The organism is Chryseobacterium taklimakanense (assembly GCF_900187185.1).
Classification (GTDB): domain Bacteria; phylum Bacteroidota; class Bacteroidia; order Flavobacteriales; family Weeksellaceae; genus Planobacterium; species Planobacterium taklimakanense.
In genome coordinates, this window is record NZ_LT906465.1 from 818,328 (window position 1) to 832,292 (window position 13,965).

At 39.3% G+C, this 13,965-nt stretch carries 11 protein-coding genes and 1 tRNA gene; 8 read left to right on the forward strand and 4 right to left on the reverse strand.

Annotated features, from left to right (window positions below; genetic code table 11):
* Positions 1-22: 22 nt before the first annotated feature.
* Positions 23-5,929, reverse strand: a complete 5,907-nt coding sequence (locus CKV81_RS03955; protein ID WP_095070603.1) for an alpha-2-macroglobulin family protein — start codon at positions 5,927-5,929, stop codon at positions 23-25.
* A 58-nt stretch (positions 5,930-5,987) separates the two neighbouring features.
* Between CKV81_RS03955 and CKV81_RS03960 the strand changes: the two genes are divergently transcribed.
* The 6 genes from CKV81_RS03960 (at position 5,988) to CKV81_RS03980 (ending at position 9,240) form a co-directional block, all read left to right on the forward strand.
* Positions 5,988-6,743 carry a UbiA prenyltransferase family protein gene (locus tag CKV81_RS03960; RefSeq protein WP_095070605.1) on the forward strand — a complete coding sequence of 252 codons (756 nt, stop codon included), beginning with the start codon at positions 5,988-5,990 and terminating at the stop codon, positions 6,741-6,743.
* Between the two features lie 29 nt (positions 6,744-6,772).
* Complete coding sequence (locus CKV81_RS03965; RefSeq protein ID WP_095070607.1) at positions 6,773-7,081, forward strand: hypothetical protein; 309 nt, start codon at positions 6,773-6,775, stop codon at positions 7,079-7,081.
* Between the two features lie 130 nt (positions 7,082-7,211).
* Positions 7,212-7,376 (forward strand): type II toxin-antitoxin system RelE/ParE family toxin, encoded by a 165-nt coding sequence (locus CKV81_RS13685; protein WP_407641682.1) that lies wholly within the window; start codon positions 7,212-7,214, stop codon positions 7,374-7,376.
* Positions 7,373-8,452: a DNA replication/repair protein RecF gene (gene recF, locus CKV81_RS03970; protein WP_095070609.1), complete on the forward strand. Its 1,080-nt coding sequence runs from the start codon at positions 7,373-7,375 to the stop codon at positions 8,450-8,452. Before CKV81_RS13685 ends, recF begins: the two co-directional genes overlap by 4 nt.
* 54 nt (positions 8,453-8,506) lie before the next feature.
* On the forward strand, positions 8,507-8,887 hold the full coding sequence (locus CKV81_RS03975; RefSeq protein WP_095070611.1) for a four helix bundle protein: 381 nt from the start codon (positions 8,507-8,509) through the stop codon (positions 8,885-8,887).
* A gap of 59 nt (positions 8,888-8,946) precedes the next feature.
* On the forward strand, positions 8,947-9,240 hold the full coding sequence (locus tag CKV81_RS03980; RefSeq protein ID WP_095070613.1) for a hypothetical protein: 294 nt from the start codon (positions 8,947-8,949) through the stop codon (positions 9,238-9,240).
* On the opposite strand, the gene CKV81_RS03985 is transcribed toward CKV81_RS03980, so the two are convergent.
* Genes CKV81_RS03985 through CKV81_RS03995 form a run of 3 tightly spaced genes read right to left on the reverse strand, consistent with a single transcriptional unit; the run spans position 9,218 to position 12,997 of the window.
* Positions 9,218-11,248 (reverse strand): recombinase, encoded by a 2,031-nt coding sequence (locus CKV81_RS03985; RefSeq protein ID WP_095070615.1) that lies wholly within the window; start codon positions 11,246-11,248, stop codon positions 9,218-9,220. The two genes, CKV81_RS03980 and CKV81_RS03985, sit on opposite strands and share 23 nt — an antisense overlap.
* Before the next feature lie 5 nt (positions 11,249-11,253).
* The gene (gene mtgA / locus CKV81_RS03990) at positions 11,254-11,898 is read right to left on the reverse strand and encodes a monofunctional biosynthetic peptidoglycan transglycosylase (protein WP_095070617.1); all 645 of its coding nucleotides are present in this window, start codon (positions 11,896-11,898) and stop codon (positions 11,254-11,256) included.
* Positions 11,899-11,950: 52 nt separating this feature from the next.
* A complete protein-coding gene (locus tag CKV81_RS03995; protein WP_095070619.1) occupies positions 11,951-12,997 on the reverse strand; it encodes an ABC transporter substrate-binding protein in 1,047 nt (348 codons plus the stop codon).
* A gap of 55 nt (positions 12,998-13,052) precedes the next feature.
* Between CKV81_RS03995 and CKV81_RS04000 the strand changes: the two genes are divergently transcribed.
* Positions 13,053-13,126: transfer RNA gene (locus CKV81_RS04000), tRNA-Arg, on the forward strand.
* Between the two features lie 67 nt (positions 13,127-13,193).
* Entirely contained in the window at positions 13,194-13,889 is a 696-nt protein-coding gene (locus CKV81_RS04005; protein ID WP_095070621.1) for an ABC transporter ATP-binding protein, read from the forward strand.
* Positions 13,890-13,965: the final 76 nt, after the last annotated feature.

The window sequence follows — 13,965 nt, forward strand, 5'->3', positions numbered from 1 at the left end:
GGATTCTTGTGATTATTTGATTTTATTGGCTTATGGAAACCTTCGATCCTTTCGTATGCGCATTCATCTGCGGTGCGTAATAATTCTGCAAAGTGGAAATACCGTTGCTGAAGGTTCCTGAAGCGTTGCACACCAAATCGTATTCAAAGACATATTTTCCTTTCGGCATGTATTCGATGTAGAAATTGGTTGACGCATCTTTGGTAGACTGGTAATAACCCAGACTGTTTTTCCACTGATAACCGGAAATCACGTCCAAAGGTTCAAAACCGGCAGCACGCATATCTTTCAGATGGATGAATTCCATATTTCTGTCGGTGTTCAGGATCATTCTTACCGTCACTTTATCGCCGACTTTCAGCGGAGTTGTTGCTGTGATTTTCTGAAGTTCTTCGCCGTTTTCCGTTTTTATTTTACGGTACAGTTCTTTCGTGATGGAAATGTAGGTTTCAGAAGATTTAATTTTATCCAAATCCTCATAATACTGCCAGAACAAGCCTCCCTGCACAATTCCTGCTCCCGGTTTTGTGATGGTCACTGTTCCTAAATTTTTATCAGTGTTTTCAGGCTTCAGGGTTTTCTTCACATAACCTGTGGCTTTCGTATCAGGATTTTCCAAAGTTTTGCCGCCCCAAACAATCGTTGCCTTATCACTTTCTGTTCCAGTCCATGATTTTCCGGAATTCAGAATTGTATAAATGACTTCGGCCGTGCTTCTCGACGTGTCCCAATTTGAAACTTCCTTCTGCGTAATGAGCCAGATTTTCATTTCTTCAATGTAATTAAAATCGCCAGGAGTAAGCTTGTTAAAGGCTTCCAATGCTCCGGCGTGGTTCACTGTTTTTGACGAATACCAACCCCACTCGTTCAGGTTTTGTTTCCAGTAAACGCCCTGTGTTTCGGTATTTGTAGAAGTCTCCTTTAAGTACGTCATCAATTTTTTTGAAAGCGCCGTCAGTTTATAAGCGTCGAATAACAACGCTGCCCTGTGCAGACCAAAGAATGTGAAATCCGTGATTTTCGCGGTCGGAGCTTTTTTAATGACCAAAGCTTTCAGTTGCGCACCTTTCCCTTTCAACGGATAATCATTTTCCCAGTAATGGCGCGTGTCGAGGAAATCCAGAACATAATTGTTCCAAACATACTCTTTTTTCACGTCCCAATATTTATGTACTTCCGAATCTACAAAACTCACGAGTTTCTCTACCATTGCCTTCTGTTCACCACTTTGATAACCGTCCAGGTTTCCTTTCAGCCACTCATTAATTCTGCCTAAATTTTTCAGGATGTAAAGCGACGTGTAGTACGAACTCGGATAACCGGGATACCAACTGAAACCACCGTCCGGATTCTGCATTTTTTTCAGCTCTTCCCAGTCGCTGTTGATTGAATTCCGCATCGTGTTCGCATCGAAAAGGCGCGCTAATTTCTGCATTTGTTCGGTCTCATTTTTACTTTCCAGAACCCACGGTGTTTCCTCGAGGAGCAACTGTTTCAGTTCCTGATTTTTCTCAAGATTTGAAGTGAGCAAACCTTTGTCCTGATATTCATCAAAAACGGTTTTCATCCTTGGGTTGGCTTTGAAAATTTCCGAAGCAAGCACATCCGCAAACCATTTATTAAACACCACATCCGCAGAAAGATTTTGGTCGTCCTTCAGGCTTGGCAATGCGAATAGGATTTCCCAAATTGGATTTGTGGTGAGTTCCAGAGAATTTGAAACGCTGGTCGCTGTAGTGGAAGTATTTTTAGCCAAATTTTCTAAAATGAAAGTCTTCGTTTGACCTTCTTTCACGAAAATCGGAACGGCATCAGTCACCAGCATTCTGTTCGGAAGAACTGCGATTGCTTTTTGTTCTCCATCAGAAAAATTACCTGCCTGAGCAACAATTTTAATAATGATTGAAGAAACATTATTCGGCACTTTCAATTTCCAGGTTGCAGACGAATTTCCATTTGCATCCAAAGAAAAAGATTGTTCTTTATTATATCCTGAAACCGCTGTCAACCGATTGATTCCGAATTTATCCGAAATATCTTCATTAGTGAAGGCATCCAAAATCTGTAAAGCGGCGGTTCCATTTAATTTTGCAGAAGTTAAATTGCTCAACTTCGACTGCAAATTCAGTTCGTCGCCTTCCCGTAAAAATCTTGGATAATTAGGAGTTACGGAGAAGTCTTTCTGCGTCATCACTTCTTTTTCCAAAGTGGCAGCTCTCGCGTCTTTGGTGTGAGCCAGAAACATCATTTTCCATTTGGTGAGGGCCTCCGGCGAAGTAAATTCAAAATTCACATTGCCGTCTTTATCGGTCATCAGATTAGGATAGAAAAACGCGGTTTCGTTAAGATTTTGACGGACTGGAACATTTTCCAACGCTGTTTTCTCAATTTCAGTTGTTTTCATTGAATCTGCAGCATAAGATAATGATGCATTTTCGCGTTTTGCTCCCATGGCAGTAACCACAGCTCCATCAGCATCACGTGCTTGATTTGCAACAGGCGCACTCGGCATTGCAACTGATTCAGCGTAAACTGCCGATTGTTTCATGATTCTTGGAGCTCCATAAATACTACCATCAAACCAGTTAAACTGCGGCACCTGAACGTATTTTCCGTTCAAATATCTGTAACGCCTGCTGTAATGCTCCTGCGCCAAATTTTCATTTATGCCATATTCATTCTGAATAAAAGGCCTGTTGAAAAGTTTTCCCCAGGAATAACTGTTCGCGGCAAACTGATCCAGCGACATATCATACATATTCGCCAAAACTTCTGCCTGAATTCTCTCCTTATCATCACCGAGGATTTTTACCGTCCATTTTTCTTCAGAATTTGGCTGAATTTTATCGCGGAATGTCACCGTTTCAATCCTCAAAGGTTTGTTAGCGGAATTGATCCGGAAATTAACACTTTGCGTTTGTACATCGTTGAAAGCCACCACCTGCACCTGAACATTCACAACATTGATGCCCTCGTCTTTCGGTGCGGTAACTTCATATTCCAAAACACCATTTTTAAAAGGCTTTTGAAGGGTTAAAGTTTCGCCGTTGCCATTCTGCACAAAAATATTCGCCACCGCATCGGGAACTGCGGAATATGCATAAACAGACGCTTTTTCACCGCGGTTGATTTCCGTTTTGTCCTGCAGAACTTTCAGGAAAGGTTTTTGGGAGTCGGTGAGGAATCTTTTATCAAAAACTTCAAAATCTCTTTCGGTCTTGATGGTGTCTCTGCCCTCGATGTTGTAAAGCTCGAGGCGATAAGTCCCGGCGGTGAGTTTTCCGAGATCTAAAGTTTGACCTTGTTCGATGTTGTTTGAAGCTGTTTGATTTTCAACCCGGTTCACCACCACTTTTTCTACTTTCCGGTTTTCCTGCAAATCATTTTTATCAAAACGGTCTTGCGGAAATTTTTGAACGAATTCACTTTCAGAAAACTGCGGCAGATTCTGAATTTCATCTTTAAAATTATCCCTGAAAATCCTTTTCGGTGCTTCCAGTTTTGAAAGTTTTACGCTGTAAGATTTTGCCAGATTCTGATCATTATAATTTTTAGTTTCAACCTTTATTTTTACATTTTCATCCGTGAAGCGGTCTTTCACCTCATCCGTTTTGATATAATGGGAAACCGAGGCCACCTTGACATTGGTTTCAGCAGACTGCGTTTCACCATTGATGTCGGTCACTGAAGCGCTGAACTGGTAGTTGTCCACCTGAATTCCGTCCAAAGTTTCATCTTTCTTCAGGTCAGCTTTTATGGTGAACTCCCCTTTTTCATTGGTTTTCGCAGAACCTAAAACCGAGTTTTCATTATCGTTTCCGCGCGGATACCACCAGAAATACATCCATCGGATATTTCGTTTTTTAATCTCATAATTTACGGTGGCATTGCTCAGCGGAATGCCGGAAAAAGTCATTGCTTTTCCTTTAATTTCGAGCGTTTGTCCGTATTTATATTCGCCTTTTACCGGCTCAAAAGTTACTTCGAATTTTGGACGTTTGTACTCTTCCACCTGAAACTGTTTTGAAAAGCTGTCCTCAAAACCGCTGCTGTTTACTTCAAGCTCAAACGCACCGTTCAGTTTTCCCTTCGGAAGGGTGAAACTGCCAAAGTAAGAGCCAAATTCATTCGTTGTAAATGTTTGTTTTGAAACTTCTTCGCCATTGGCATCAATGAGGGTGATTTCCTGTTTTTGGTTGGGAACCACGGCTTCTTTCTCGTTTAAAAGTTTCGTCGTAATCACCTTGAAATAAACAGTTTGGCCCGGTCTGTAGATCGCCCGGTCCAGGAAAATCTGCGCTTGGTAAGTGGCGATTTTAGGCTGGTTTGCGTAATAATATTCCCGCCCGTAGCTGTTGGTGAGGTTATAACCGTTACTTCCGGATTTCACCAAATAGTATCTGTAATAATTCTGATTTGCAGAACTCGGATAGTTGAAAACACCCTTTCCATCAGTTTTCGCAGTGGTCGCTGTCAGTTTTTTCCCGTTCACATATTCATTGAAGACCAAGCTTTCGTCCGCGATGGCTTTTCCATTTTCACGGTCGACGAGTTTCAGCAAGTTTTTCGCGCTGTTTCGCACGTCTTTATTTTCAAAAACAATTCTTGAATTGGTGACGATGAACCAGAAGTTTTCCTGCACAGCATTCTCCACAATATATTCTGCAACATAAATTCCGGAAGGTAAAGGTTTTATTTCCAGTGCAGTTTTGTATGATTTAAAATCTTTTAAATTCTGTAAAGTAAAATTTTCTCTCCGGACCAAGGTTTTCTTCAGTTCCGTGAAATTATTTTTCTGATATTGGTTTTGGACATATTTTAAAAAGCCCTCTTCATTATTTTTAACCTCATAAATATTCAGCGAAAATTCATCCACGTTTTTGTGTTCCGCCGCGAGATGAATTGGTTTCTCCGGCTGAGTGTGGGTTTCGTATTTAATGACCAAAGTGGGAACCGTAATCTGACTCTCCTTGTTTTTAATATTTGCTAAAAACGGTGATTTGGGGTATTGTTTTTTGGCATTTTCTACCCAAATCATCGCTTCTTTCTGCTTCCCTTCGCGAGTAAGTTCATCGATGATATCCTCGACAATCATCAATTTGTAATCGCCTTCGTGTGATGAACTTTCCAATGCCTGAAGCTGCTTCAACTTATCCTTGCAGTTGTTAAAATCGCAATCGTAAAGCAATTTTTGATGCTGGAAATACAGTTTGGAATTGCCGCTGTTTTTGGCAATCAGTTCATCATAAACGGAAATAATTTTAGAATGGTTGATTTTAATTTCATTAGGTGTAAACAATCCGGTATGCTTCAGAAAATTGATATACTGAACTGAATTCCACTCGAATAAAGACGGAAAATATTCCAGATCCTGAGTTTCTTCAAAGATGGATTTGTATTTGGACATCGGAATGTTCTTCAATGCCTGAGATTCCTTTTCGAGCTTTAAAAAATGTAAGTTCAGGTAATTCTTAAAATCAAGTTTCGACCATGTTTCAATCTGCGAAAAATCCTGCGAACTGATATTAGTTCTTTGGTTAATTTTCCACTGATTGCTGCGGTAGTAATCATTAAAAAATTCGCCCAAGAGCACCTGATAAACCAGTTTCTCCTCGCCATTCAGATTCTGCTCCAAACCTTCAAGTTTTTTGAAAAACTGGGACGCCGCATCGTTTTTAGCATCATCCCGGGTTCGGTTCACAATACTGAATTCAGCTTTCAGTGAGCGGATGAGCTGGACCGCATTGTTGTCTTTCATAGCCTGATTTTGGATTTCGAGAATGATGGGCAGATTCGATTTGTAAAGCCCCTGATTAGAGTTGTTTTGAATTTTTTTCCATTGCGAATCATAATAATTCTGCCCAAAAAGTGGCGTCATCATCAGCAGCAGGAAAAACAGAAACGTAAAGATTTTGCTAATATTCCTCATATGATCGAAGTATGGTCTTTTATAGATGGCAAAACGATTTAATGGTTAAATTTGCGCAATGCCATCACTAAAATTAGTAAAAAAATACTTAATCGACAGCCAGTTTTTTGTGTCTTTAATGGGAACGCTGTTTGGGGTATTTTTTATGTTTGAGGAGCGCGCATTCCGCTGGCCAACGGTCTTTCTCATCTTCATCACCTATTTTAGCGGATACATTTACACCAAATATCAGAATCACAGATTGTTCTATAAAATTCTAATAATCAATTTTTTATGCGGAATCATTTCGGTGATGTTAATTTTTGTTCATCATCATGAAATCCGGCTATTGAAATGGCTCGTGATTGTGATTTTGGGATTGTTCTATAACTCTTTTTTTCTGGAAAATTTTGTGAGGAAAATTCCTTTGCTAAAGATTTTTTATGTAGGATTGGTTTGGGGTCTCGTGAATGCGTGGCTCTTCCTGCCGGAATTTAATATTGAAATTTTTCTGATCAGTTTTCTGTTCATCACCGCTTTGGTTTTACCTTTCGACATCCGCGATATGCACGATGATGACGTAGTAACTTTTCCAAAATTAATCGGGGTGCAAAACACAAAATTTGTGGCTCATATACTTTGTTTTCTTGCAGCATTTTTAGCCATTCATGTCTTAAAAACAGATTTCAAAATTGCTTTTTTTCTAACATGCGCCGCAACTTTCACTCTGATTTATTTTGCGGAACCTACGCACCGTGATTCGTATTTTTCTTTTGGGGTGGAACTTTGTTCGGGGCTGCCGTTTATTTTTCTGGTTTTGATACAAAGTTTTTAAACTTTATCTTTACTTAAAATTATCTGCCGATGGAAAATCTGGAAAGCATTAAAAACAAGCTCATACTCGCAATACAGACAAGTGCGGACAGAAATCTCCTGTTTAAAATCTGGGATTTGATGAACAATGAAATTCCAGCTGTAAACGAACTGCCATCCTTTTACGAAACTGAAAAACCAATGACGGATGCGGAAGTGGATGAGTATTTTAAGGAGGAAAAAGTTGAGCTGCACCCGGTTTATATGAAAATGATCACGCGTGGTTTGGAAGATATACAACAAGGACGGGTTTATACCGAAGAAGAAATTGACAAAATGGATGAAGAATGGCTGAATTAGAAGTAGTTTGGTCACACTTTGCAAAATCGCAGCGAGATGAGATCTTTAAGTACTGGAAGCATAGAAACAAGAGCAATTATTTTTAAAAAAACTGAGATTAAAAATCAAATCGAAAACAGAACAGCTTAAAATACAGCCATTTTCAGGAAAAGAAATCGGTGAAAGCTCATGCCGAATTTTAATATTTGGAAATTATAGTCTGGTTTATAAATTTACTGAAACACAGATACAAATCGTTTCATTTTGGGACAACAGACAAAATCCTGAAAAACTTCAACAAATTTTAGGAGTATGATTATCCGCAAACTTTTACTAATCAATTTTAAAAATCACCCCTCGAAATCATTTGATTTTTCACCACAAATCAACTGTTTTGTGGGAAATAACGGCGTGGGGAAAACGAACGTGCTGGATGCGCTGCATTATATTTCTGTCGGCAAAAGTTTTTTGGGAAATACAGATTTGAGTAATATTCTGTTCAACGAAGATTTCTTTGCGATAGAAGCTGAAATTTTTGATGGCGAAAAAGACACTATCATTAAAATTCAACAACCGAAAGACAGTAAGAAAATCATCAAAAAAAATGATAAAACCTACGAAAGAATGGCCGATCATATCGGTTTTTTGCCAAGCGTGATGATTTCTCCATACGATTCTAACCTCATTTCCGATTCAGGAGAGAGCCGCCGGAAATTTCTGGACGGCATGATTTCGCAAACCGATTCTGAATATCTTTTCAACATTATTCAGTACCAAAAAACACTGAAACAAAGGAATGCCCTTTTAAAATATTTTCAGAAAAACCGGACTTTTGATCCCGATTCACTGGAGATTTATAACGAACCGCTCATTAAATTCGGAAGTAAAATTTTTGAAAAAAGAAATCAGTTTGTTTCTGAATTAAATCCTGTTGTGCAACAATTTTATAAAATTATTTCAGGTGGAAAGGAAACCGTCGCACTGGCTTATTCATCAGATTTAGCAGAGATCTCGATGGAGATTCTTCTGAAGGAAAATCTGGAAAAAGACCGTTTACTGACTTACACTTCCTCAGGAATTCACAAGGATGATCTGTTGTTTGAAATGAACGGAAACCTCATTAAAAAAACAGGTTCGCAAGGTCAGCAAAAGTCTTTTTTGATTTCGCTGAAACTCGCTCAGATCAAAAAAATAAAAGAACTCACCGGAAAAAATCCAATTCTTTTGCTGGATGATATTTTTGATAAGTTGGATGATCACCGGGTTTCGCAATTGATTTCGCTGATCAATCAGGAAAACTTCGGACAGATGTTCATTACGGATACACATAAGGACCGTACTGAGGCGGTGGTGAAGAGGATTAATGAGGAGTCGAGAGTTTTTGAAATTTGATACGAGATACGAGGTTTGGGGTACGAGGTTTGAGTTAAAGAAAATCATATTGTTATGAGTTATAGAAATTTGGATATTTATAAAATCAGTCTTAATCTGTTTATTAAAACTCATCCTGCCTCTTTAAAATTACCTAAATATGAATTGTATGAATTGGGCAGCCAATTAAGAAGGTCATCTGATTCTGTAGTTTCTAATATTATTGAAGGGTATGGAAGAAGTGTTTACAAAAAGGAATATGAACGTTTTTTAGTTTTTTGTCATTCCAGCTGTGATGAAACCATTGGTCATCTAGAAAAAATCATGATATTATATCCAAATTTAAAACCTGAGTTTGAAGAATTACATAACGATTACAATTTACTGGGTGGAAAAATAAATAATTATTTAAAATGGGTTCGTGAAAACTGGAATAAAGGAAAAGACGAAAACTAAAAGTAAAATTTTTAACCAACAAGTCGTATCACGTAACTCGTATCTCGAAACTCGTATCTATGAAAAAGAAAAAAAGAGAATATCGGTCATCAGAACTTGTTAAAGCTTTTGCGAAGATTTATGGTTTTGAACACAAATTACTGGCATTGGAAGTGAAAGATTTTTTGGAAGATTATCTGGATGCCACGATGTTTGAAGAAATAGAATCGGTGAATCTTGAGAATAAAGTTTTGAAAATCAGGATATTTTCACCACTTCTGAAAAATGATTTCCGCCTGAAAAAAAGTTTTTTCCTGAAAAAATTCCAGGAGAAATTCGGGGAGGAGAAAATCAGTGACCTTCAGATTTTGTAGAAACTTTTTCCACCATTTCCTTAGCCCGCAAATCGAGCTCGCTGGAACGGATCGGGAAAAAGAACCGAAGCGGGTTCTGGAAAAAATAGCGCCGAATTTCCTTCAGAATCTCTCTTACGCCACCAAAAGTAATTTTCCTTGAACGGAAAGCCAATGCCATGGAAAGGCCAAAACTTACCAGGAAATTGAAAAAACCAATCAGAAAAACCGTTATCAGTGAAATCCAGAATGTATAGGAATCCACATTAAATTCTTTACCGTACAACCCAATCGCAAAATTGCCTGCCGCAAAAGTAATGTGCCTGATATCCAAATCGAGGCCTAAAAATTTACCAATGGGACCCGTAACTCCCAGGAAGACACCAAACCAAAAATTAGACACGATCCCAGCCCAGTTTTTCGAATAATACCTTGAAATTCCGCGGGCTGCTTTTTGCCCTAAAATACCTTTAATTAATGGATTTTTTTCAATTCTCGCAGGAATCTGGTAATACACGGAATTGTTACCCACATTCCCCGAAATAATTCCTGAAATGAAGAGGAAAAATCCGGCAATGCTCGCATGCAACAGCGCTTTGGAATTGAACGGATCCAAATCCCGAAGTAAGACTGTAGATTTATCGGCTGCAAAATTTTGGTTAAAAAGAACATCCAGGCCATAGATAACCGCCAACGCCACCGGAAAGGCTAACAGGACATTTCCTACGAACGCCACAAATTGTGACCGGAAAAGTTTAGAAATCAAATGCGCAAATTCACGGTAATTTTTGCTTGTATTTTTTTCGTCTGAAAGTACTTTCGCCATCGTTGAAGCCGTCATCGCAGGCTGTTTGGTTGCCAGCGTAAATCCCATCAGGTAAATCATGATGAAGCCCATGGCATAATTGAAGGCATACATAAACGCATGTGAAAATTCACTGCCGTCCGCATACCCGTAAAGCATTTTCAGGATACAAAGCGCACCAACAATCACCCCGCCGCCACTGGCTTTCCAGAACATTTTCATATATTCCTTTATTGTGGAAGTGATGTAATGGGTCCCCGTTTCCGCAGTGTGGTTGGTAATCAGGTGCGACATCTGGCGCGTACTGTCATTAAACAGTTCGGAAATATTATTCTTGTGCGATTTATAGTATAAAATATTGAAAACCAATTTTTTAGATTTCTGCAGATAGTCAGAATCATTATCAATAACCAAAAGGTCAATGATATCAGAAATCCTGTTGATCTGCTGACGGATTTTAAGGAGAGACTGGTTAATCTTGCCCGTAATACCGTATTTACCAGAGTTTCGGAATGCCTTGTCCACAAACTCAAGACACTGGGTGAGGTAAATCCTGATCTGCTTGAAATGCTGGTTCTTTGAAGTGAGCTGATAAGCAGAATCTTCCCGATATTCTGCGATAAGCAAATCCATTTCGTCCTGAAGGGCCAAAAAAGGATTGTGATAATTCTTGTACTCCGGAACCATATTAAGAACTTCCGCATCCAGAGCAACCCCAATCGCGCGCCAGGCCAAAATATTTGCAGCAAAAAGAAGCTCCTTTTTAACAGATTCGCGGGCAATGAAATCGGAAATCTCAAGCAACCGGAAGAGCTCATCAATATCCTCCGCACTGTTATTCTGAAAATACTTTAAATCTCTTTCAGGCCTTACCGAAATATAATCTACAAGGTACCAAACCGAATCTTCGTTACCAACCGGCGGCAGAATTTTATCAAGCGTTCTTTTTTTAAGCTCAGGAAAAAAAGCATTTTCAGATAAAATATTGGCTTCAGTCAAAGACAGATTGAAGGGCTTATCTGCAAAAAGGTCTTTCAAATAAAGACTGAAATTCTTCCTAACCTCATCATTTTCTTTAAAAAACTGGTTGACGGTTTTCAGGTCCTGCCTTTTTATACTGTGGAATACATCAAACAAAGGGTCCAAAGATTTGGTCTTGTTCTCGAAACTGAAATATTTCGTCAGAACATCTTCGAATTTTTCTTTATTTGAGTTAAAAATCATTTCAGTTATTTTAGTACCACATTATTCATCTGCCTCATAATCCAGTTATGTTTTCTTTTCAAGTATGAAGACGGATTTTTGGGATCGTATTTTTTGGGATTTGGCAATATTGCTGCAATCCAAGCGGCTTCACTTTTAGTGAGGTTCTTAGAGCTTTTACCAAAATAATATTCAGCAGCAGCCTCAATCCCGAAGACACCCTGCCCCATCTCGATGGAATTCAGATAGCGCTCCAAGATGACCTCTTTGCCCCAGGTTTTTTCTATCATAAAAGTAAAAACTGCTTCCAGACCCTTCCGTATCCAGCTTCTGCCTTGCCAAAGAAAGACATTTTTGGCTGTTTGCTGTGAAATGGTGCTTCCTCCGCGCAGCTTTTTCCCCTGATTATTTTTCTCATAAGCTTTCTGAATCGCGTCATAATCGAAGCCGTTGTGAACGAAAAATTTCTGGTCTTCAGCAGCGATAACAGCTTTTTTCACATTGTTTCCCATCTCACCGTAAGAAATATAATCGCGCTGAAGCTTGCCGTACTCCACAATTCCGCCAATTTGGGTGAGTGTAATGGGTGGATTGATGAAACGCCCCGCAACAACACCGAGAATGCTGAGGATGATGAGCGTAAAAACAAGTTTCTTAATAAATTTCCACATACCGTAAGCAAAATTGCCTGGGCACAAAAATAAGAATTACAGATTAAAACCTTTATTTAAGTTCCTTTAAATATCTAAGCTGGTAATCTGGAAGTAATTGCGGATGAAAAATCCTGATATAATCTTTCAGCACAAGATCAGAACGCACCACGCCGCTCTCAAAAAAATCGTTGGCACTTCCTTTTTCGCGGCCGCTGATTGAATAGATTTTTCCCCCATTAAAGACATCAAGCTTCTGGTATCCGGGATTCATCATCAGCAGGCTTTTTTTAGTGGAATGGTTGCCGGCATTTACCCAAAACCGAGCATTTTTCGCTTTTACATAAACCTCCTCAAAACTCATCGGAACGGCTTTGTCTTCGGTATTATCCTTTAAAATATATTCACCGCCGGCATCTTTTAAAAGCCTGGCCAACTGGGTTTTTCCGCCAGGCATATACCATTGGCTGCCATAGATTTCATTAGCCAAAACAAGCGGTTTTTCATTTATCTTCGAGGTTAAAGCCTTTAAGGAATCATAGCTGCTCTTAATCTCGTTAAACCTTACAACAGAAGCCTTATCCATCCCGAAAAGTTTCCCAAACAGCAACAAATATTTAGATTTTACCAGCGGATTCTGTTCCAGATATTCATCCAGGAAAAACACCTCGATGCCGTTTTTTTTCAACAAATCATAAGTGTTTTCAAAACTGGCAATGTGATTGGTAATGACCGCATCAGGCTTCAAAGCCACAATTTTTTCGACATTATATTTCTGCTCACTGCCTACATCAGCGATCTTTCCTTCTTTAATAAGATCTAAAACTTTATCTGAATAAATATATTCGGGGCTGGAAACTCCTGCAATCCTGTCTTCACGGCCAAGTTCCGTAAAATAGCCAACCAAACTTGCATTCAGCAGGACGATTTTCTTCATCGGAAGTTTACTGTGGGGGATTTTGTAACTGAATTTTCCTGATTTCAGCTCCAGAGACTCTCCGCTTTCCCTGAACTGCACCCTTTCAGAGATTTTTTGCCAGTCGGTATTAAAAGTGTAAGTTTCTTTTTTACAGGAAAATAAAAGAAAAATGAGGAGTAAAGAGAATATTTTAGCTTTCATCTTTCAAAGAAAACAAAAAAGTGCTATATTTGCAAACCGTAAAAAACGGAAAGCCGGGTGCGTAGCTCAATTGGATAGAGCGTCAGATTACGGCTCTGAAGGTTGAGGGTTCGACTCCTTCCGCGCTCACAAAAGGGAAATTTCAAAATGAAGTTTCCCTTTTTTATTTTTACTTTTACATAAATTTTAAGGTGGAATGTCACTGCAGATCACAAATCTTACTAAAAGATTCGGGGAGCAAACTGCCCTGAACGATATTAATTTAAACATTGATAAAAATGAAATCATCGGACTTCTCGGTCCTAACGGTGCCGGAAAATCCACCCTGATGAAATCTATTGTCGGTGCCCTGAAAATCGACGAAGGCCAGATCATTTTCCACGGAAAAGACATCACTAAAGCCAAAACTGAAAGCAAAAAAAATATCGGCTTTCTGCCGGAAAACAATCCGCTATACAACGAAATGTATGTCAAGGAATATCTGAGTTTCGTGGCGGAGATCCATAAACTTCCAAAATCACGGGTGGAAGAAGTGACAGAACTCGTGGGAATTTCCCCTGAAAAATCAAAGAAAATCGGGCAACTGTCGAAGGGTTATAAACAACGTGTCGGACTTGCGCAGGCGATCCTTCATCAGCCTGATCTCCTGATCCTCGATGAACCCACCAACGGGCTCGACCCGAACCAAATCATCGAAATCAGAAACGTCATCAAGGAAATCGGCAGGGAAAAAACTGTGATTCTCTCCACGCACATCATGCAGGAAGTGGAAGCGCTCTGCAGCCGAGTAATCCTGATTCACCAAGGAAATATCATCCAAGATTCGCCTGTTGAGGAGTTCAAAGGTAAGTTTGGAAGTTTGGAGGAGGCGTTCCAGAGTTATACGAACTGAGATTCAAGATTCAAGATTCGCGGTATTCTTAATTAATTCTCTGTCAATCAAAAAAAACGCTTCGAGTAACCCGAAG

Coding starts and splice junctions, on each gene's coding strand:
- CKV81_RS03955 (WP_095070603.1), bottom strand. CDS start 5,929: ATGAGGAATATTAGCAAAATCTTTACGTTTCTGTTTTTCCTGCTGCTG.
- CKV81_RS03960 (WP_095070605.1), top strand. CDS start 5,988: ATGCCATCACTAAAATTAGTAAAAAAATACTTAATCGACAGCCAGTTT.
- CKV81_RS03965 (WP_095070607.1), top strand. CDS start 6,773: ATGGAAAATCTGGAAAGCATTAAAAACAAGCTCATACTCGCAATACAG.
- recF (WP_095070609.1), top strand. CDS start 7,373: ATGATTATCCGCAAACTTTTACTAATCAATTTTAAAAATCACCCCTCG.
- CKV81_RS03975 (WP_095070611.1), top strand. CDS start 8,507: ATGAGTTATAGAAATTTGGATATTTATAAAATCAGTCTTAATCTGTTT.
- CKV81_RS03980 (WP_095070613.1), top strand. CDS start 8,947: ATGAAAAAGAAAAAAAGAGAATATCGGTCATCAGAACTTGTTAAAGCT.
- CKV81_RS03985 (WP_095070615.1), bottom strand. CDS start 11,248: ATGATTTTTAACTCAAATAAAGAAAAATTCGAAGATGTTCTGACGAAA.
- mtgA (WP_095070617.1), bottom strand. CDS start 11,898: ATGTGGAAATTTATTAAGAAACTTGTTTTTACGCTCATCATCCTCAGC.
- CKV81_RS03995 (WP_095070619.1), bottom strand. CDS start 12,997: ATGAAAGCTAAAATATTCTCTTTACTCCTCATTTTTCTTTTATTTTCC.
- CKV81_RS04005 (WP_095070621.1), top strand. CDS start 13,194: ATGTCACTGCAGATCACAAATCTTACTAAAAGATTCGGGGAGCAAACT.